Source organism: Methylonatrum kenyense, from assembly GCF_023195885.1.
In the GTDB taxonomy this organism is placed as follows: Bacteria; Pseudomonadota; Gammaproteobacteria; order Nitrococcales; family Aquisalimonadaceae; genus Methylonatrum; species Methylonatrum kenyense.
The window spans coordinates 54,668-74,460 of the sequence record NZ_JALPKO010000010.1; the positions used below are offsets into that span (position 1 = coordinate 54,668).

The 19,793-nt window shown below is 60.2% G+C and carries 18 protein-coding genes; 3 read left to right on the forward strand and 15 right to left on the reverse strand.

What is annotated here, in order from left to right:
- Positions 1-272: 272 nt before the first annotated feature.
- From M0534_RS11735 to M0534_RS11755, 5 genes are all read right to left on the reverse strand, one after another.
- The gene (locus M0534_RS11735; protein WP_248568620.1) at positions 273-1,301 is read right to left on the reverse strand and encodes an NAD-dependent epimerase; all 1,029 of its coding nucleotides are present in this window, start codon (positions 1,299-1,301) and stop codon (positions 273-275) included.
- A 326-nt stretch (positions 1,302-1,627) separates the two neighbouring features.
- A complete protein-coding gene (locus M0534_RS11740) occupies positions 1,628-2,719 on the reverse strand; it encodes a glycosyltransferase family 9 protein (RefSeq protein ID WP_248568621.1) in 1,092 nt (363 codons plus the stop codon).
- Between the two features lie 12 nt (positions 2,720-2,731).
- Positions 2,732-3,481 (reverse strand): sulfotransferase family protein, encoded by a 750-nt coding sequence (locus M0534_RS11745; protein ID WP_248568622.1) that lies wholly within the window; start codon positions 3,479-3,481, stop codon positions 2,732-2,734.
- 2 nt (positions 3,482-3,483) lie between these two features.
- Complete coding sequence (gene msbA / locus M0534_RS11750; protein WP_248568623.1) at positions 3,484-5,277, reverse strand: lipid A export permease/ATP-binding protein MsbA; 1,794 nt, start codon at positions 5,275-5,277, stop codon at positions 3,484-3,486.
- 132 nt (positions 5,278-5,409) lie between these two features.
- Positions 5,410-6,036, reverse strand: a complete 627-nt coding sequence (locus tag M0534_RS11755) for a hypothetical protein (RefSeq protein WP_248568624.1) — start codon at positions 6,034-6,036, stop codon at positions 5,410-5,412.
- 264 nt (positions 6,037-6,300) lie between these two features.
- On the opposite strand from M0534_RS11755, the gene M0534_RS11760 reads away from it, so the two are divergent.
- Both M0534_RS11760 and M0534_RS11765 read left to right on the forward strand, forming a co-directional pair.
- Positions 6,301-7,125, forward strand: coding sequence for a glycosyltransferase family 2 protein (locus tag M0534_RS11760; protein WP_345894726.1), 825 nt, complete (start codon positions 6,301-6,303; stop codon positions 7,123-7,125).
- A 17-nt stretch (positions 7,126-7,142) separates the two neighbouring features.
- A complete protein-coding gene (locus M0534_RS11765; protein WP_248568626.1) occupies positions 7,143-8,345 on the forward strand; it encodes an O-antigen ligase family protein in 1,203 nt (400 codons plus the stop codon).
- Between the two features lie 109 nt (positions 8,346-8,454).
- Here M0534_RS11765 and M0534_RS11770 read toward each other — a convergent pair whose 3' ends face one another.
- The 3 genes from M0534_RS11770 to M0534_RS11780 all read right to left on the reverse strand — a co-directional run bounded on the left by M0534_RS11770 (position 8,455) and on the right by M0534_RS11780 (position 11,905).
- Complete coding sequence (locus M0534_RS11770; RefSeq protein ID WP_248568627.1) at positions 8,455-9,267, reverse strand: FkbM family methyltransferase; 813 nt, start codon at positions 9,265-9,267, stop codon at positions 8,455-8,457.
- A 242-nt stretch (positions 9,268-9,509) separates the two neighbouring features.
- Positions 9,510-10,763: a glycosyltransferase gene (locus tag M0534_RS11775; RefSeq protein ID WP_248568628.1), complete on the reverse strand. Its 1,254-nt coding sequence runs from the start codon at positions 10,761-10,763 to the stop codon at positions 9,510-9,512.
- A complete protein-coding gene (locus M0534_RS11780) occupies positions 10,760-11,905 on the reverse strand; it encodes a glycosyltransferase (RefSeq protein ID WP_248568629.1) in 1,146 nt (381 codons plus the stop codon). The genes M0534_RS11775 and M0534_RS11780 overlap by 4 nt, the downstream gene beginning before the upstream one ends.
- A gap of 479 nt (positions 11,906-12,384) precedes the next feature.
- On the opposite strand from M0534_RS11780, the gene M0534_RS11785 reads away from it, so the two are divergent.
- Positions 12,385-12,837 carry a hypothetical protein gene (locus M0534_RS11785; RefSeq protein WP_248568630.1) on the forward strand — a complete coding sequence of 151 codons (453 nt, stop codon included), beginning with the start codon at positions 12,385-12,387 and terminating at the stop codon, positions 12,835-12,837.
- Here M0534_RS11785 and M0534_RS11790 read toward each other — a convergent pair.
- From M0534_RS11790 to waaF, 7 genes are all read right to left on the reverse strand, one after another.
- Complete coding sequence (locus M0534_RS11790) at positions 12,813-13,646, reverse strand: sulfotransferase domain-containing protein (protein WP_248568631.1); 834 nt, start codon at positions 13,644-13,646, stop codon at positions 12,813-12,815. The genes M0534_RS11785 and M0534_RS11790 overlap by 25 nt on opposite strands.
- A complete protein-coding gene (locus tag M0534_RS11795; RefSeq protein ID WP_248568689.1) occupies positions 13,643-14,674 on the reverse strand; it encodes a glycosyltransferase family 9 protein in 1,032 nt (343 codons plus the stop codon). Before M0534_RS11795 ends, M0534_RS11790 begins: the two co-directional genes overlap by 4 nt.
- A gap of 39 nt (positions 14,675-14,713) precedes the next feature.
- Entirely contained in the window at positions 14,714-15,505 is a 792-nt protein-coding gene (locus tag M0534_RS11800) for a lipopolysaccharide kinase InaA family protein (RefSeq protein ID WP_248568632.1), read from the reverse strand.
- Positions 15,502-16,320 carry a lipopolysaccharide kinase InaA family protein gene (locus M0534_RS11805; protein WP_248568633.1) on the reverse strand — a complete coding sequence of 273 codons (819 nt, stop codon included), beginning with the start codon at positions 16,318-16,320 and terminating at the stop codon, positions 15,502-15,504. Before M0534_RS11805 ends, M0534_RS11800 begins: the two co-directional genes overlap by 4 nt.
- Positions 16,321-16,789: 469 nt before the next feature.
- Positions 16,790-17,611, reverse strand: a complete 822-nt coding sequence (gene rfaP, locus M0534_RS11810; protein ID WP_248568634.1) for a lipopolysaccharide core heptose(I) kinase RfaP — start codon at positions 17,609-17,611, stop codon at positions 16,790-16,792.
- Positions 17,608-18,744 (reverse strand): glycosyltransferase family 4 protein, encoded by a 1,137-nt coding sequence (locus tag M0534_RS11815; RefSeq protein WP_248568635.1) that lies wholly within the window; start codon positions 18,742-18,744, stop codon positions 17,608-17,610. Before M0534_RS11815 ends, rfaP begins: the two co-directional genes overlap by 4 nt.
- Positions 18,744-19,790, reverse strand: coding sequence for a lipopolysaccharide heptosyltransferase II (gene waaF / locus M0534_RS11820; protein ID WP_248568636.1), 1,047 nt, complete (start codon positions 19,788-19,790; stop codon positions 18,744-18,746). Before waaF ends, M0534_RS11815 begins: the two co-directional genes overlap by 1 nt.
- Positions 19,791-19,793 lie beyond the last annotated feature (3 nt).

Sequence of the window (19,793 nt, forward strand, 5' to 3'; positions counted from 1 at the left end):
TCAAGCGCAGCGGATCCGCGCGGTGTGATCCGTTGGCAGGATGCCCCCGCGCCGTCGTCGTCCCCCGTGCCGCCCGTTCTTCGCCCTGTCCGGTTTGTCGTCCTTCTCCGGTCTGCCTGACACGGCGTGCATTCGCTTTGCTTAATGCACCCTACGAACCCCACGGCGGCCCGAGGCCGCGTAGGGCGGATCAAGCGCAGCGGATCCGCGCGGTGTGATCCGTTGCCGGTATGCCCCCACCCAAGCCCGCCTTCCCCCAATACAACCGGGAATCAGCGCGTTATTCCATAGTAGTCGCGATACCAGTCCACGAAGCGCGAGACGCCGTCGTCGATGCTGGTCCGCGGCTGATAACCCGTGGCCTGGTGCAATTCGGAAACGTCGGCATAGGTGGCCGGCACGTCGCCCGGCTGCAATGGCTGGAAATCGATTTCCGCCTTCCGCCCCAACGCCTTTTCCAGCGCCTCGATGTAATGCATCAGCGGCACCTGCGTATTGTTGCCGATGTTGAACAGGCGCCATGGCGCGCTGCTGCTTGCCGGGTCGGGTGCGTCGCTGGACCAGGCGGGGTTCGGCTCGGCAATGTCGAATGCGGTGCGGATGACGCCCTCGACGATGTCATCGACGAAGGTGAAATCCCGCGTGTGATTGCCGTGGTTGAACACCGGGATGGGCTCGCCGGCGAGGATGTTGCGGGTAAAGATGAACAAGGCCATGTCGGGCCGGCCCCAGGGGCCGTAGACGGTGAAGAAGCGCAGCCCGGTGGTTGGCAGGCGGAACAGGTGACTGTAACTGTGCGCCATCAGTTCATTGGCGCGCTTGGTCGCAGCGTAGAACTGCAATGGGTGGACCGTGGCCTGGTGTTCACTGAACGGCATGTCGGTATTGGCGCCGTAGACACTGCTGGTGCTGGCATAGGTCAGATGGGGTGTCTCAGCGTGGCGGCAGCATTCCAGGATGTTGACGAAGGCATCGATATTGCTGCGGGTGTAGGCCCGCGGGTTCTCCAGCGAGTAGCGCACACCGGCCTGGGCGGCCAGGTGAATCACGCGATCGAATTCGTGCTGCCTGAAGCAGGCCTCGACCGCGGCCTGATCCGCCAGATCCTGCCGGATCGAGGTGTAATCAGCGCCGATGGCCGCGGCTTCGTCCGCGAGCACTTGTAGCCGGGCTTCCTTGATGGCCGGATCGTAATAGTCGTTGACCACATCGAAGCCAACCACGGCATGGCCGTCCCGTAGCAGGCGCCGGGCGGTATGGAAGCCGATAAAGCCGGCGTGTCCGGTAACCAGAATCTTCAAGTGTTACTCCAGGCAGTTACTGCAGGCACTTGGCCAAAGCGCATCGCCACCTGCTCTGCATAGCCTCTTTCCCACGCTGCCGTCAATGCGGACGTCAACGCCGGCGTGCGAATAAATCAGAGCTTTTTACAGACCGCCGACGGATCACACCGCGTGAATTCGCTTCGCTTAATGCACCCTGCGAAAAACGATGGTGGCCCCGAGGTCGCGTAGGGCCGATCGAGCGAAGCGGATCCGCGCGGTGTGATCCGTCGAGAAAATACGCCCTACCTCGCAGCACAATGTCGCATTGCGACGGAGTGCCCGCTGAAATAATACCCCCGAGCTCATCGCCCGGTGTGCGTCGCGCCACTCTCCATCAGGGCATCCAGACGTTCGATGACATCGGCGGCGGAGATCAGGTCCATGACGCCGGGACGTTCGATCTTGGTGCCCCAGCGCAACTCGCTGGCAGGTTTACCATGAACCATGCGTGCCGCTTCGTCGTACTTGTCCACGCACCATTGACCGCTGTAATACGGCCGGGCCCGGCCGGGGTTGGTGCAGGCGTACAGTCCGATGACCGGCCTGCCCATGGCGTTGGCCATGTGGGCCGGGCCGGAATCGGGGCTGATGACCACTGTCGCGCGGCCGAGCAGGGCCAGGGTTTCCTTGATGGAGGTTTGACCGGCCAGATTGGTGACCGGGACCGCCGCCTGCTCCGCGATAGCGGCACAAAGCGCCTGCTCGTGTCCAGCGGGGCTGCCCGTGACCAGAACCTGCAGATCGTGTTGACGAACCGCATGCTCCGCAACGGTGGCGGCCTGTTCTGCCGACCAGCTACGGATGTGATGGCTGGAGCACGGGCTGATTACCAAGGAAGGGCTGCCGTTAGGGATCCATTGCCGTGCCTTGGCGTCGGCCTCGGGCGGAACCGGGATATCCCAAACCATGTGGCGCCGGCTGACGCCCAGGGTTTCGATGAAGCTGAAATAGATGTCGATGACGTGCTGGCCCGGATGCGGCGGAATGCGCGCATTGACGAACAACCCATGGAAGTCCCTGGAGCGCGCCTTGTCATAGCCGAGCCGCAGCCCGGCGCGGATGCCAAGGCTGGCAATGTTCGCCCGCAGTGCGAACTGGTTGTGCAGCAGCACGTCGAAGCGCTTGCCGCGCAGTTGCCGCCACAAATCCCGATACCCTCGCAGCCCCGCGGTCTTGTCAAAGACGCGGAAATCGACGCCGGCGATGTCGCCGACCAGGGCATGCTCGGCCTTGCCGACAATCCAGGTGATCGCCGTCTCCGGCCACTCCCGCTGCAGCGTGCGCACCACCGGCGTCATGTGGGTCACGTCCCCAAGCGCCGAAAAGCGGAGGATGCAGATGGAGCGGGGTGATTCTCGCAGCGGTAGCCTTGATTGGGAGTTCGTCTGGGTCATTTCGAGGACTGTCTACCGAACATCCTTCAGCCAATCGGGTTCGGGGTCGTAGCCGAAAGCGTCGAAGTCCGCTTTATAGATCGTTCGGATGCGCTCGGCGAGGGCCTTTGTGTAGACGGTATGCATACGTTCACTGGCGCCAGTCTTGTGGGGTGAATGGGATTGAAGTGTCTTGCGGCGAACACCGGTTGCCCGATGAAGAATTTCCGGCAGGTCTTGGGCAAGTGATTCGACCCGCCCGATTGCATGCAAGTACGCTGGTCCGCATGGAATCAAGTCGATTTGTCGGCACCAATGGGCGTCGGAGTCCAGTCCGCCTCGCTCCAGGAAATCGCAGAATTCGTCGAAGCCGATTGCCGCATCGTCGTCCGTTAGGTCCAGGCCGGAAAGTACCTTGGAGCGGCGATTACTTCGCTGGACCTTGTCCAGATAGGCGGACAATATGCGGCTGTAAGGGTCGCGGACCACGGTGAACAGGAAAAATCGCTCTCGGAGCCGGCTTACCTCCCACCACCAGAGTGCGCTTGGCCTAAGGAAGGCTTCCTTTTCCTTGGGCATGTCGATATCTGCACCTTCCTCTGCGTAACGCAGATTTCGAATCACCGTGGAATTGGCGGCCTTCGGAACTCGGAAATAGATGTAGGAAGGCTTACGCGAGACCGCGATGCGGCGATTGACGCGCTCTGCCATATCCGGCGTTTTCGCCGGAAACCGTCGAAAGAACGGGGACCATGTGACGCGAAGCCGTGTCGTGAGGCCCATGCTTATTCCGCAAACTGGCTGCGATGCAGCGTTGCATAGGTCCCGCCGCGCGCCAGCAATTCGGAATGGGTCCCTGTCTCAAGGATCGCGCCCTGATCCAACACCACGATCCGGTCGGCGTCCTCAATTGTTGACAGCCGATGGGCGATGACCAGCGTTGTGCGGCCTTCCATCAGATGCTCCAGTGCATCCTGAATCAGTTGTTCGGATTCGGAATCCAGCGCAGAGGTGGCCTCGTCCAGAACCAGGATCGGTGCATCCTTGAGCAGGGCACGGGCAATGGCCACACGCTGGCGCTGACCGCCAGAGAGCATCACGCCGTTTTCGCCGATTGTTGTCTCGAATCCCTGCGGCAGTCGTTCGATAAAGTCGCGCGCATTGGCCGCTTCGCTTGCCTCCAGCAGCTGTTCACGGGTTGGTGGATGAGGCAGACCATACGCGATGTTATTCGCGACCGTGTCGTTGAACAGAACGACCTGTTGACCGACCAGGGCGATTTGCCGACGTAGGTCATTCAGGCGGTAATCCGTGACCGGCAGGCCGTCCAGTCGGATCTCGCCGGAAGTCGGTTCGTAGAAACGCGGTAGCAGGCTCGCGAGCGTGGTCTTGCCGCTTCCCGAGCGGCCGACAAGGGCTACCGTCTGGCCGGGTTCTATTCGAAGGTTGATGTCCCTGAGTACCGGACCGTCTTCAGGCTTGTAGGCGAAGCTCAGGCCACGATATTCGATCTCGCCCTTTGCCCGCTCAAGAGCCGTGGTGCCGAAATCCGGTTCCGGTGGTTCGTCGAGCACCTCAAATACGCTTTCACCGGCCGCCAGCGCCTTCTGGATCTCGGCATTGACATTGACGATGCGCTTCAGCGGCGGCATCAGGAGCAGCATGGCAGTGATGAATGACATGAGCCCGCCCGGTGTAACGGTCTCCATGACGCGGTCGCTGGTAGCCAGGAACAGGATGATCGCTAGTGAGACTACCGCTGCCATCTGCATCAACGGTTGGCTCATCGCCTTGATCATCGTGTGCCGCATTTGCTGCTTTCTGTGTTTCTCGTTGATGTGTTCGAACCGATCGGCTTCATATCGATCGGCGCCAAAAATCTTCACTTCTGCTTGCCCGCGAATGCTGTCTTCCGCGATTTGTGCGAAGTTGCCGACAGATGTCTGCAGTTTGCGCGCGACTTTCCGGAATCTGTGGTTGGCCCAGTTGACGATGCTGGCCAGGACCGGCCCCAGGCCAAAGAACACAAGCGCCAGCCAGCCGCTGAGCCAGAACATGTAGCCGACCAGAAAGATGATGGTGAAGGTGTCGCGAATCAGAACAACAATTGCATTGGACGCTGCGCTCTGAATCTGGGTGACGTTGTAGGTCAGTTTGGCCAGAAGCATGCCGGGAGAGCTGCGGTCGAAAAAGGCGACAGGCAGCCTAAGATATTTTTCGAAAACGGCCTGTCGGATGTCCTTGACCACGTTGCGCCCGACCCAGGCAACCGTGTACTCAGAGCCGAACGAGGTCAGGCCGTGGAAGAAGAAGATCACAACGAGTCCGAAGGGTACCCAGATCCTCGCCGCAGGATCCTGCTCGATAAAGGTGCCGTCCACCAGTGGCTGTACGATCCAGGCGAAAGCCGCCTGCATGGCGGCGGCTAGAATCATAGCGGCGACGGCGAGTAATCCGAGTCGCCAGTAGGGCGCAAGAAAGGTCAGGATCCGCTTGTAGATGATGAAGGACTGGCCCGCCGTGACCTGTCCCTGCTCGATCTTGTTTTTCAGCGTTGCCTTGTCGGTTGCCTTGCCCATGAATCCTCGTTCGCGTTAGTAAAAAATGCGGAGCTGGGGCGCCAATCCGCGATTCGGGCCGGCACAGGATAAACCATGCGATGGGGGTGATGTGCTTCGCGGGAAAACTTGCCGATATCTGCGGCACCGCGTTCAGGCACTCAGGCTCTGCTCCAGCGCGTCGCCAAGAGCTACCGTATGGGCTGGCATGGAGCGAAGCATCCAGGCCGGATGCACGGCAATAACCCGAAATCTGACGCGTTCCACTCCCAACAACTGGGCGACTGCCAGTCGGTGGTGGCCGTGCTTGAGCTTGATCAGGCGGCCATCGTGGCCGACGCCGAGGCCGATTCCGTTTTCCTCGTCCATTAGATAGCCATGTTGCTGGATACTGGTAATGAGGCTAACGACGTCTTCGTAATGCCTCCGTACCGCTGGCTCGCTGGAAAACGCCCTATTGCGGCGCATTTGAGGCAGCTGCGCGTGGCCTTTCTCGCGGAGCTGCGTCAGAGCCGCGCGAAAGCTGGGCAGGCGTTCATAGTCCAGATCGGCGGCCAGCAGCGTTTCAACTTCACGAAACGTCGGATGGTCCGCGAATGGCAGGACGAACCGATCCCAAAACCCCCGGCGAATTGGCCAGGGCAGCCCGTAATGCTCGTAGCGCGGCATCCACTTGAGGAAATCCGGGGGGCGTCGCCCAATGAGACCGACCCGCTTCGGGTCAAGCTCGATGACCGGGCATCGGTCCTGGTTGCCCGCGATTGAGATGTCTCTCGCCATGCGATGGTGGAGTCCGTGCTTGGGAATGTCATCATATTGTCACATCTACACGTGCGAGACTTGTTCAGTCGGCTCTAGGGAAACACTGATTTATTCCCGCGTCTGCGCCCGAGACTGGTTTTGGTCATCTGGCAAGGCGCGGTGCCGGTTCGGTAGCCGTCGCTACCGGTCTGGATATGGTCGCGTGTCGTGGTGTGGGTAGCGGTGCTATGCTTGCGCGCCACCAAGGTGCAATGTTCTGAAGGGGTTGCCGTGACTGCCGAAATGGTTCCAGGCCGCATCAGCATTTCCATTCCGCATTGGCAGGTGTTGCCGCTGCTCCAGCCCTGTCTGCGTTCGATTCGGAAGAACACGCGAGGCAGGGATGTGGAAGTAATCGTGATTGACAACGGCTCCAAGGATGAAAGCCTCGATTACCTCCGCTCCCTCAAATGGATCCGGCTGATCGAACGACCCGAGGAAGGACTGCATAACTTTCCGCACAATGTCTGGACCTCGCATGACATAGCGGTAAAAGAGGCGACAGGCGAGTTTCTGATGACCATGCATACGGACCTGTTCGTCAAGAGCAGCGACTGGCTGGATCCTTACTTCAGGGAATTCGCGAAGGGTGAAAACATCGCTGGTGTCGGAACCTGGAAGCTGGAAGAGGTCAACCGCTTCTACGAGCTGCAGAAGCGGGTGTTCCACGTCATTCGAAGCAACATAAAATATGCTCTGGGCTTGAAGAAAAAGACTTACGTCTGGAAACAGAACCATTATCCGAAAGACTTCTGCGCCATGTATCGGCGTAAGGCGATCATTGATAGCGGCTTGACGTTTCGCAGCGTCGAGGGCAAGAACGGCTTTTATGATCAGAGTGGTGGCTACTCGATTTCCGCACAGCTCTGGGATGCCGGTTATGAGACACGGGTGATTCCGGTGCACGAGATGATGCCGAAGATTGTTCATCTGTCTCACGGTACGGCAGCAGTTTCGCCGCACAAGACCCATCGCAGGAACCAGGAAAAGCTCGAAGACAAGCGGGATTCCCTATTCGATGAGGACTGGGTGAAGGAGCTACAGACTGATACGTCGCTCGACAATTAGAGCAAGAGGGTCTTGACGTGCTGACGCAGGTTGTCAGGGAGGGTTTTTCAAACGTCAGGCGCTTCTACTGGGACCGCAACCTGCTGACTTGGCTCGTTGCGATTTTCGCTTCCGGATTCATTGTCTTTTCTAGTTCCCGCCTGCATCGCGACGTGCTCTATTTCGCAGTCTTTCTGCCCTTTCTTGTCTTCTCGACGAGAGAACAATGGCGACTAATCCTTCAGAATACCGGTATCCGCCTGCTAGCCGCTCTCTTCCTGTTCCTGCTCTTGAGTCTTGCCTGGGGGCCAGGGGAAGATCAAATAGATCCCTTTGATCGTTTTCGCTGGGCCGTACTCTCACTAATTTATTTTTCCGTGGTTCTGGTCGCTGCCAGCGAAGATTCCCGGGTGCTGGTGAAACTCGGACTGGTGCTGTCGATCGCTGCTTGCGCTGCGGTCCTGTGGTCGTCGTTCCAATTCTATGGGACTGCGAACGGGCTTCAGGGCAGGGTATACAATCACCTTTTCTACTCCGATAACCCGATCAGGGGTTCAGTCGGGCTCGCGTTCGCCGGTGCGCTGGCCGGGTTGCTGCTTTTTACTGAGAAATCGCTCAGTCCATGGATGAAGGCCCTGTTCGGCGCAACCTTCGTCTTCGTGGTGCTATTCCTTTTCCTCGGCCAGAGTCGAGGGCTGCTTCTCGCGCTGGGTGCCGCCATGGGAGTTGCATTCATCGTCCACGGCCGCCTGAAGTGGATTGCTCTTGGCGCAATTGCCGTCGGGATTGCCCTAATCGCAAGTGAGCTACTCTTTGGTCCGGGACGCAGCTTTATCGAAAGAGGTGCTACCTATCGTCTGGATATCTGGCAAGCTGCTCTGCTCCCGGGACTCGAGGCGCCGTTTTTCGGTCATGGGTTAAGCGTGGAGCGGGAGATCTTCGTCGAATCCGTCGGCAAGACGTTCTACAGTCCGCACAACCTGTTTCTCGTTGCTTTTCTTCTGGGCGGACTTGTTGCACTCGCTCTCCTTGTGTTGTTGGTTGTCTTTGCCGTTTCTCGTGCCTATCGACATCGGCGAGATTGGGAGTACAGGGTTGTTCTTGGGCTGATAGCGTTCGGCGTGATTAATGTATCACTTACCGGTCACGAGATAATTTACCGAGTCGAGCCTCATGTATGGGTTTCCTTCTTTTTGCCCCTCGCACTGGCCTACAGCGGACAAACTTCGCTAAGAAGATAGAGAAAAAACTGCTGACCGACACGTGCCCAGTTGGGCGCGATAGTATAAAATAGGCGGATAAAAACTTAACCATCAATTGGAATAACATTGACTGAGTGGAGAGCACTGATCAGGTGCTTCTGTTCTTGAAAAGACAAACTAAGCGTTTTTGGGATATGTCAACCAAATCAAACCCGTTTTTGCATAAGTAATTAATTACCTCCGGCGCTGTTTTTTCCTGTGACGCACCTCGTTCTGGACCCAAATCGGCAGCTATGTATTCAATTAGCGGAAGCGTTCTTCCGGCCCCCTGAAGTATCTCTGGTTCTGCGCCCTCCGCCTCTAACTTTAGAAGCTTTATTTTTTCTTCTCCGGAATTTTTAACCAATTCGTCCAGCGTTCTTGTAATGATCCGTTTCCTGGAGGCAAAGTTTTCTGTCTGGAATAAGCTGCTATCGCCCGTATCGTTTTTCTCGAACAAGTCCATTTCGCCACTCGTTTTCCATAACGCGGCATGGTCTATTGTATGTTTCAGTCCCCTAAGGTTTTTGTGTAGACACCGGACCTCCCGCTCTTCAGGCTCGATGCTTAAAACTCGGCATCCAAATCGATTTGCGAGATAGAGGCCGACCTCCCCGATGTTGGCCCCGCAGTCTATTACAGTATCATCTTCGGAGATCGGGACATGATGAAGAAGATAGCTACTATATATCTTCTCCAGCCGTTCTCTGATGCCCTTCTTATACCGCGAAATGCGAGCAGTTCTGGCGACATGAATTCTAAAGTCCTTGTCAGAAACGATGTAGTGGTGTTCCTCCTGGCTCCAATCGAGCGAAATTGGCCATCCTAGATATGCTTTGTTCGCGAGAGCGAATCGTCTGCAGAAAAGGTCGCCTTGTTGCGCCCATAGAACCTTGTTCAGAATGATTTTTGAAAGACTCATTTCTTGTTTCCGCTAGTTAGGATTTCCATTGATTTTTGGAAAAATGAGCAAAATTTCCAATCCGCGGTACGGCTTATGGCACAAATTAACGGGAGTGGAACCTGTGTGCTACCCGCGGAGCTGGACCAGTTCCGCGGCTGCCCGCAGTGCGGAATATGTAATTGATGCTCGAGGCAGTGGGGACAAGTACACGGGTGCATTTTCCGTTTATGAGAAGCGCAAAATCGCTGTAAGCATCTGATCTATTTTAAAAACTGTGCGGCTCGTAGGTACCGTTCAGCGGCCCTTTCGACGGAGAATGATGCGGCCCGCGCGCTGAGTGAATCCCGGTTCGGACGCTTCGATAGAGCGCTAAGTATCCCTCCTGCAATAGCGTCTGGATCCTTCACTGGAACGAGGAAGCCGTGGCGGCCGTCTTCGAGAATCTCACGGCTGCTTCCTGGGCAATCGGTAGCGACGATATTGACACCGAAATACAGTGCCTCGATTAAAACTGCCGGTAAACCCTCGTATATAGATGTCAGGGCGAACACGTCGGAGTGGGCAATGTAGCTTCTCGCGTTTTCTTTATATCCGACGAAATCAACGATGTCGGCAATCCCAAGATCAGCAGCGCGCTGTTCGAGTTTCTCTTTTTGTGGGCCGTCACCGACGACAATCAATCGCATGGGTGTTGTTCTGGAACTTGTCGCGACTGCTTTAAGCAGGGAGAAGTAATCTTTCTGCTGGCGCAGGCGCCCGACGCTAACTATAACCGGATATTCTTTCGACTGGAGCCACGGGTGGTCGGGAACTCGGGCCGCATTCAACGAGTCCTCGTTTCGGTCGATTACCGGGTTGTAGATCACGCAAAGCGGAAGATCCGAGGACGGGATGTTATTCGCGATATCGACCTTTAGCGTTTCTGATATGGCGATAACGGCATCGGCGGTTGGGTAGAGTTTCGCCATCAATGGAGGAAGATGGCGCCACCGCGCTTTCTTCGCGTGTTTTGGTTTGGTCAGCTTTTCGCTGAGAGGATTCCGTTCGCTGACGAGGACTCTTGTCTTCGAGTTTACCGCTTTTTTTGCCAAGAGGCTGGTGACGTTCTCGTAGGTGCCAGCGGATATCAGAAGATCCGGAGCGTGTGTCTCAAGGTAGTCGGCGAGCGCCGGGAGGTGGAGCACTCTCGCGCTTGGCTTGAGAGGAAGGAGGATTGGTCTCGCGACGAGGGGCCGCAGGCCTTTAAGCCGGGTGAAGATAAAAAACTTGGTTCGCGAGGCGCTACTTCTCGGAATGAATTGAAGGTTGATATTCGCCGGGATCATTGACGGCTCGATGCCATCCTTGTCAAAGACAACCATATCGACGAGATATCCGCGGCGGGCGTATTCATTGGCCAGACGCCATTGGCATCTGTCGACGCCGCCACCCTGCCCGATGAGGCCGCGGAGGTGGTCCGAGAGTACGGCGATACGCATTGGCTTGCCTGACGGCGTGATCCGGGGTTCGCTCATGCTGGTCCTGCCCGAAATACGGCGAGTAGCTGGTCTTTGAGCTTTTCCTCCGTGAATCTGGCACTGGCCGAGCGTGACAGATTCTTTCCGCAGGTCTGCCGTTCGAAGGCGTCGGTTCGACGCGCGCGCGCCAGCAGGGCCGCAAGAGCGGGTGGGTCACGAGGCGGTGCCAGAAAATCGGACACATCTATCACCTCCGGCGTGCCACCACCTTCTACCCCGATCACCGGCAATTCCGCTGCCATCGCCTCCAGGAACACGCGCGCGAAATTGTCACCCTCAGAGGGTAGGACAAAAACGTCGAACGCCCGCATCAGGCGGTTCGCCTTTGGCAGAAAACCGGTGAAAAGAGTGTGATGATCGATACCGAGCGCAATTGCCTCTTCGCGGAGTGCGAAGCCTTCCCGGCCATCACCGATAATGACCAGTCGGGCATCAGGACTCTCCGGCAGGAGTATGGCAAAGGCCTGCAGCAGGTCTGTAATGCGCTTGTAGGGATCGAACCGGGCAATACAGCCGAAGACGAAGGCATCTGCCGTAAGGTTTAGCTGCTCACGCGCCGTTTGACGGTCCAGCATGCTGGCTTTTAGTGCGTCTGTGTCGATGTAGTTGTGAACGACATGGATCCGGTCGGGAAAATACCAGGGCATGTTCGCGCCGAAGCGATCCTTTTGTGCCTGGGTCAACGCGATTATTCCGGTCAGACGATTGCGGAACAGGCGGTACAGGCGCCGCCGGCTTGCGGAATCGGTCGCGTAATATCCACGCAGCAGTGCGTAGATCGGACCGTGGAAGCGGACAATCGCACTCGCCAGAAGCGCGCTGGCGACGCACTTGTACTGGTCGGCGATGATTCGGTCCGGTTGGCGCTGGCGAAGGACGGCGGCGAGCCGCCAGGCGGTCCTGATGCGATTACGCTTGCTCTCGCGTTCGGTGAGGCCGAGGCCTATCACTGTGTCGTCTGGGTCGTCCGGAGCATATTCGGAGCCGTCACCGGTCAGAAAGCAAAGCGTGAGTCTGGCGCCCGCTTCCCGATAGACCTTGAAATGCTCTCGGATATTGGCGCCCACATGGCCTTTTTTCTCCAGTACGATGAGCAGGTGCTGGCCTGCAAGCGGCGAGGCTTGAGTCGTTTCAGCCATCAGTAAGCGGTCGCGCGTGTGCTGTCATCGATTTGTCATCCTGCCGTATCATTCAGGCACTCCACCATTTGTGCCCGGGAGGGCCACGCATGACATCCGGGCCGCCCACTCAGGCGCAGAGTCTACCAGTTAGCGTTCAGAATGAGCTTCTCAGGCGTTTGCAGCTGAGCGAGCTTCCCGTCGAGCATCTCGTGCGGGACGTGTTCGTGTTGCGCACGGAAGACCACGCGATGGTTGTGAAGCGGGCGGAGAGGCCGGAACAGGAAAGTCTCGTGAGCCGGGTTCTATTCGCCATTGGCTCGCCGGCTCTCGCGGTGGAGGATCTGGGGCAAGGGTGGATTTGCATGCCCTTCTGTGAAGCTCCGCCTGTCCGACTATTGGTCGAGTCTCGGGGAGAATCCCTGGACCAGACGGAGTTTTTTCATGCCCTGGGTAGGTCCTTGCCTCCGGCATTTCTACTGGGAATGCGGGACCGCAATTTGGATAACCTGTTATTCGACGAGTCGCATGGCCTGGCGCTGCACCTGGATTATGCGTCAGCTTTCCATGAGCCCTTGTGGCGGCGCCTCTGGGCGGGGCATCGCTTGCTGGGCTATCTGTACCGCAGGCTTTTCCTGGACCCACTGGTCAAGCTGGATGCGATAACTGATACGGCACCGACCGCTGTTCAGCAAGCGTTCCTTCAGGGGGTTATGGACGAGCACATGCGAATTCGGACGCTGCCCCGGGCCGTCATTCGCGAGGTCGCCCCGGTGTTACGACGACCTTACCTTTCCACCGGGGTGGTGCAGGTGGGGAGGCTTCCGCGGGTTTGGCCTCGTGCCGCGAGGCTGGTGGAGCGGAAATACCTCTCCGGAATCAAGCGCTCACTGCGCGAACCACTGGCGCAGAACCTCCGGCAGGGTAATCATTCGCTGCGTCCAGTCGCATAGTCGAATCGGTGGTCGAGATTTTCCATGGCCTGCTCGATTCTGGCGACCTGTGGGCTGGTCAGGTAGTCAAGATAACCGCCAACGCGGCCCTTGCGGGCCTTGAATGACTCCGGGTCGTCAGCGTTGCCGGGTCTGAGGGCGCTCGGCGAGTTGCCGGAAAGCTGTTTTTCCCTGGCCTGCATGTTGTCGAAACGGCTATATCCCAACGCGTCGTCCAGGGCGTGCTGATCGATTTCGCCGTTCCCAAGGAACTCGATCACGCGGCTGAACGTGCTGGTGGCTTGCTGGTGCATGGCCTCGTAACGGCACAGCAGGAGCCGGTTTTCCTGGTCTCCCCATTCCTCGAGCCAGCCATTCATTACCTTGATGACGCGATCAACGCCGTATCGTTTGTCGTTGAGCATGTCGTCGATGCTGCCGTGAAACGTCTGGCTGCCCTTAACCCGGCGGGTATTCTGGAAATACAGGGATACCATAAGGTCCCGCGGGTCCCGGGCCAGCAGGAGAATCCTGGCGTTGCGACGGCGTTCCGGCGGTATCAGGTAACGGCCAATCAAGCGTTGCCACGGGTTGGCGATCGTCAGGTGGGAGTAGCGGTCGTGGGTGAACTGATAGGCCGGTCGCCCGTCAGCGTAGACGTCGCGCGAGTTCGGGGGCTCCATGGACCCCAGAAGGCGACTGTAGTAGGCATGCAGGAAGACTCTAAGCCAGGTTCGGCCGGATTTCGGTATGGAGACAATGAAATGGCTCTTGCGCGTGAACAGGCGTTGTTTCTCGCTCATGTTGCGCCAGTCGCGAAGTGGATTCATGTCTGTGTGCCGGGAGAGTGGTCGAATGGCAGCCGTGTTCGAAAACGTTCTCCCGCTTCATCGATTGCCTGCAAAACGGCGTCCACCGGGATGCTGTCCATCCGGCGGCCGTCGGGGAAAGTTTTCTTGCCTTCGCTGGGAGGAATGGGTTCTGTCCCGCGGACGACAACCACTTGGTCAGTGAGAGGGCCCCAGCGCTCCGGATCTGTCGGACCGAAGAGCGCTACGATTGGCGTCCCGCTGGCTGCAGCCATGTGCATGGGGCCGCTATCGTTGCCAATGAAAAGCGCCGTGTTCCGGAACAGCCCGATCAGCGTGCCGATGTCGATTTTTTCCACCAGATCGATGGGCTTCGTCTGAGCCAGCGCACTAACCTGATCGGCAGCCCCTCGGTCCGGGCCCGCGCCGATTAGCAGCGGCTGCATGCCTCGGGCGTACAGCGCGTCGATCAGCTGCGCATAGCGGTCCAGTGGCCAATGCTTGTAGCTTTTACCCCCCGCCACATGCAGGCAGACCCACGGCCGGTCAACAGGTATCTGCTGTGTCTTCGCCACCTTTTGCAGGCGGGTGGCATCCTCGGGCAGTGCCGCCAACTCGGGTCGAGCCCAGCTCAAGTCAGGCTCGACAGCGCGACCAATGGCACCGTAGATGTCGATACGGTGCACGGTGTTCTCCGGCTTTCGAACATGTTCATTGAAACGGCGTGCGTAAGGGGCGCTATCCCTGCAGATGCGTCGTGGAGCGCCGCTGAATGCCCCGACGGTGCCGCCGCTGCCGCTGCCGCCGAAATCCACCGCAATGGCTGGTTTCTGCGCTCTGACCCGCTGTAACAGCTTTGCGAAATTCCAGAACTCCCGCAGGCGTCCGCCACCCCTTCCAAGTGTGAGCACCGGGCATTTCAATGCGGGCATGCGCTGGATCAGGGCAAGATGCGGCCCATGAACCACCAGCTGGCTTTGGCGGCGCGCCGCCAGCGCCGCCAGCACCGGGCTGGCGACAAGAAAGTTCCCCAGGTGCCTGTCCAGCATCAGCAATGTAATCGTTTCTCGTGGGCTCACTTCGTCTTCTCAGTTCAGGCTGACGGCTGCTCGACCATACCGTTTGCGATGGCGGCGGCTGATGGTGTCGATGGTTTCCGCGACGGCCGGCAACAAGGACGCTTCGTCAAGCCCGCGGAGGGCGCAGTAGCGGCTGATGAAGTCCAGCGCCCAGTGCCGCTTCAGGCCCGCCTCCAGGCCGTTGGTCAGGAAGCGAGCGAGATCGCGTGCAACGGCGGGGCGTTCCGGTTTGCTGCAACGGCGTGCCCCGTCCAGGTCTGCGATAACGACGTCGCCGCAATCGGACCACAGTATATTGCCCCACTTGAAGTCACGGTGGACGACATCGGCATCGTGCAATGCAGCCAGCGCGCGGGTGACTTTTTCTGTAATTGCCTCGGCTTCCGGCAAGGTGTTCGCCGCGAGATGGTCGTTGAAGCTCCTGCAGTGCTCCAGTGCCTCACAGAAAAACCAGCTCTCCCGTCTGCCGTCGAGATAGCCAACTGGGCGCGCAATCGGTACACCGCGAGCGTGCAAATGCCGGGAAATATGCCAGACATGCCGCGCCCGGGAGGTGATTCCGAAGAATCCCAACATGCGGCGCCAGCCCTGGCGCGGATAGCGTTTGTAGAACAGTGAATATGGTGCATCCGGTGGCCGAATGAATCCGCTTTCCACGTCGGCGTCGTGTTTCAGCACGGTTCGCGGCCAATTTTGGAAACGTGGCGAGTCGCCCGCGAGGGCCCGCTGCAGGTCATGATCATTGATCACTTCGCCGCGGAATCCCGATGCACGCAGGGTAACGGTTTGCTTTGACATCATGACGCGCCGGCAGTGAAACGCGCCTTCGGACCGCCCCGTTGGTTCCGCTCTGCGCGGCGGACCTCGGTGGCCTGCATGAGATATTTGGCCAACTCCGAAACCTCCGACCGACTCATTTCGCTGGTCTGCGCATACTTCAGCAGGAAGCGCAGCCGGCTGCTGCGCGAGAGGAATCGGGGACGCATCATGTTCAATTGCACAAGGTTCTTCCGCAGCCTTGCGTCGTTGTCGACTTTGCGGCTGGATTCGTTGTCGAGAAAGACGAAATTTCCACCGGGTCTTGGTGGTGACAGCAATACGTTACCCAGTCGCAGGTCCCCGTGCAGCCAACGCAGATGGTGCAGGCGTGCCACTTCCGCGGCGAATTCCCGTTGAACGGCCTGCCGATCCGTTACCGGCAGCAGCGGTGGTCCCAGGCGGCTCGAGATTAGCCGCGACAAGCTGTCGCCGGCCACCGCCCGCATCAGCAGGATCTCCCGCGTGCCATCCCAGCCGTGCGCCAACACCACTGGTGCATGGAAGCCGTCCGCTTCCAGTTCATGGCCACGCCGCACCGCGCGTACGCCACGGCTGCCGCGGAACAGGCTTTTCAACAATTCCAGCGGGTCGCGTGGCAGGAACACCTTCAGCACCACATCCTCGCCCCGCCAGTGGCCGCGGGCGACACGGGCCTGGGCCGAACTGCTGAGTGCATGCCAGCCGGACGGCGGTTCGCCGTTCAGCAATTGCCGGGCGACCATACGTAGGTCTCTGGGCAGGGGTTCGATACCCGGAATACTGGGACGAAAACCGAGCCAGGCGAGCAGGCGGGTCATCGGTGCCACCAGTGGGTGGGTTTTCGGACAGAAAAGGTTTTCGGTTTTCGGACCAAACCAGGAATAGCCCGTGCCACCCGGATTGCCATGGCGTTTTCGTCTATGGCGTAGGGTGGAATAAGCGAAGCGATTCCACGCGGTGTGATCCCCCCCGAGCAGTCCACCCACGTCCACGCGACACGACGCATGGCCGATTCGGCGTATGTGGTAACCGGCGATTTCGTGATTCGCATGTTGGTCAGATGGGCCGTGGGTTTTCGGACAACGAAGGTTTTCGGACAAGGAAGAGCGGCGCACCGTTTCCGAAAACCTTTTTTGTCGTCATTCCGCTCATCCGCGTGGATCCGCTGCGCTTGATCCACCCTACGAAAACCACGGAGACATCGCGCCGATTCCGATGCCCTGGATATCCCTTGACCTGGTCCGAAAACCGAAAACCTTCGTTGTCCGAAAACCCATCCCACGCCCATCACCCGTGCTCCTTGCGGTACTGCCAGCGGGCGCGCTCGGCGACGGCGCGCCAGAGGGCGGCGTCTTCCTCCAGGGTGTGGCGCAGGGGTTTGCCGGTGTAGAGCCGCATGAAGCGGAACAGGTCGCGGTCGCGCAGGCCGATGTCCATGGCCGAGAAATACAGGCCGCCGATGTCCTTGACCCGCGCCCGCATCGACAGTTTCTGGAAGCGTTGCACACGGTGCAGGTCCATCAGGTGCAGGCGCAGCGGCGAGTCCGGGTCCTTGCGCGGGTCGGCGCCGTTCAGGTCCAGCCGGAAATGGCAGAGGTAGAAATCCCGGTGGTGCAGGCCGTCCTGGTGCAGGATCCGGGCGATACGCGCGACCTCGCGGGTCAGGCGCAGCCGGAAATGCGCCGCCGGTGGCCGCTGGGGCCAGGCCAGGCATTCGTTCTCCAGGGTGATGGTCCGGCCCAGGTCGGCGGTGACGACAAAGGATTGCCGGCGGGCCGGGTTCCACTGGCTGCGACGGCCGTAGGCCACCGGTGGCGTGGTCTGGATGCCGAGTGCGCGCAGGCGGTGGATGGCGGCCCATTCCCGTTCGGCGCCCAGCACCGGGATCCGGAACTGCAGCAGCTTGCGCAGGATGCGCGGCCAGGGCATGCCGTTATGGGTCTTGGCGAAATACCAGTGATCGCCAAGCTGGAAGCGGAAGGTGCGGCGTCCGTCCACCGCGCGGACCACATCGCCGTCCAGCCTCATGACCGCATCGAAGGGATCACCCGGCGGCAGCGCGGCGCGGAAGGCCGGCTCCATCTGCAATTCGTCGTGGCGCCGGATCATTCCGCCACCTCGCCATACTTCGGACCCTCGATCACCCGCACCGCGTGTTCGGCCCGGTTGCCGAGCTCGGTTTCGGCGGCGTAGGCAAGGGCGTTGGCACGCCATGCGTCGCGCTGCTTGCTGTCCAGCATTTCGCTCAGCGCCCGGTCCAGGGTCTCCTGCCGGAACGGCTCCGCGATCACCTGGCCGCATTCGGCTGCGCTGACATGCGCGGCATAACCGCAGTTTCCCGTGACCAGCGCGGGCAGTCCGGCGGCAATGGCCTCGACGATGGCGGTGCCGGTGTTCTCCTGGTAGGCCACATGCAGCAACAGGTCGGCGGCGAACAGGAAATCGGGCACGTCATCCCGGCCCTGCAGCAGATGTACCTGCTCGGCAAGGCCAAGCCGGCTTGCCAGACGACGGATCGGCCCGGGTTGGCCCTTGCCCAGCACATAAAGCTGGCTGCGTTGGCGCTTAGCATCGGGCAGGGCAGCCAGCGCGCGGACCGCGCGGTCCACGCCCTTGCGCCGGTAGTCGGAGCCGACCATCAGCAGCAGCCGCTGATCGTCCGCAAGCCCGAGGTCTTGCCGCATCCGCCTGCGACGTTCCGGATAATCGGCCGGCGCGAAGCGGTCCGGCGAGACATAGGGTGGCATCGGCCGGAAACGGTCGGGCCGCGTGTTGTACCAGTGCTGGAACAGCGGCTGCTCGGCCGGCGACAGCAGCAGGATGTGGTTGCGGGTGTTGGCCGCGAACACCGCCTGCTCGAAGGCGGCGAGCTGCTTGAAGCGCGCCGAGCGGCGATACAGCCAGCCGCGGTGCATGGCCCGGTGCATCAGGCAGGGGTCGGCGTTGTAGTAGACGTCCAGCCCCGGCAGTTTGTTGAAGCCGACGATCCTGTCATAGCCTCCCTGTCGCAGTCGCGGCTCCAGGGCCTCGGCGAAGCGGCGATAGCGTACGTGGTTGCGCCAGCCCCCCACCTCGACCCGTTCGATCCGCAGTGCCGGATGGCTCGGGTCCCAGCCCTCCCAGGCCAGCGTGAAGACGTCCACCTCATGACCGTGGGCCAGACACAGTTCGGTGATGCGCCGGAAATTGCGCTGCAGGCCGCCGTGGGGGAAATACTTGAACAGCAGTAGCGCCAGCCGCATCAGCCCGGCTCCTGCTGCAGCAGTTCCTCTGCAGCCAGATGCACGCGATCCGGGTCGAGTTGGCGCAGGCAGTTCAGGTGTCCCAGCGGGCATTCGCGCTGGAAGCAGGGGCTGCAGTCCAGGCCCAGGCTCAGGATCCGTGCCTGGGGGTTCATCGGCGGCGTGTAGTCGGGATCGGAGGAGCCGTAGAGGGCCACCAGCCGGGTGCCGGTGGCAGCGGCGATGTGCATCAGGCCGGAATCGTTGCTGACCACCAGATCCGCCACGGCCAGCAGGTCGATGGCCTGTGCCAGACTGGTGCGTCCGGCCAGCACGGCCGCACCCTGGGCGCGATCACGGATCGACTGGCAGATGGCCCGGTCCTTGTCGGAGCCCAGCAGCCAGACCTGCCAGCCCTGCTGCAGGCGACGACGGGCGATATCCGCATAGTATTCGGCTGGCCAGCGCTTGGCCGGGCCGTATTCGGCTCCCGGGCACAGGGCCAGAACCGGACTGCCGTCCTCGGCCAGGTCCAGCGCCACACGCGCATCATGCGCGCCTTCGACGGAGGCGGCGAGGCGGGGTATCGGGATCGGATCGGGCAGCGGCTCGCCGGCAGCAAAGCCCAGCGACAGGAAGCGGTCCACGGTCCGGTAGGCGGCCTGCTTGCGATCCCGCAGATCGTTCAGCAGCGCGAAGCGGAGCTCGCCGCGGAAGCCGGTACGCAGCGGGATGCCGGCGGCGCGCAATGGCAGCGCCGCCTTGGCCGAGCGCGGCAGCACGATGCCCTGCCGGTACTGCCGGTCGCGCAGTCGGCGACCCAGCGCCCAGCGTCGGCGCAGCGCGCGTTCGCCATGCGCCACCGGCAGGCTGATGGCCTCGCGCACTTCTGGCATGCGTGCCAGCAGCGGCATGCTCCAGGGCGGCGCAATCACATCGACGGCCGGTTGTCCGGGCCGTGCGCGCAGGGCCATGAACAGGCTCTGTGCCAGCACCATGTCGCCCACCCAGGCAGGGCCCACTACCAGCACGGCGGCATTGCTGTTACTTGTCGGCAGGCGTGTCATGGC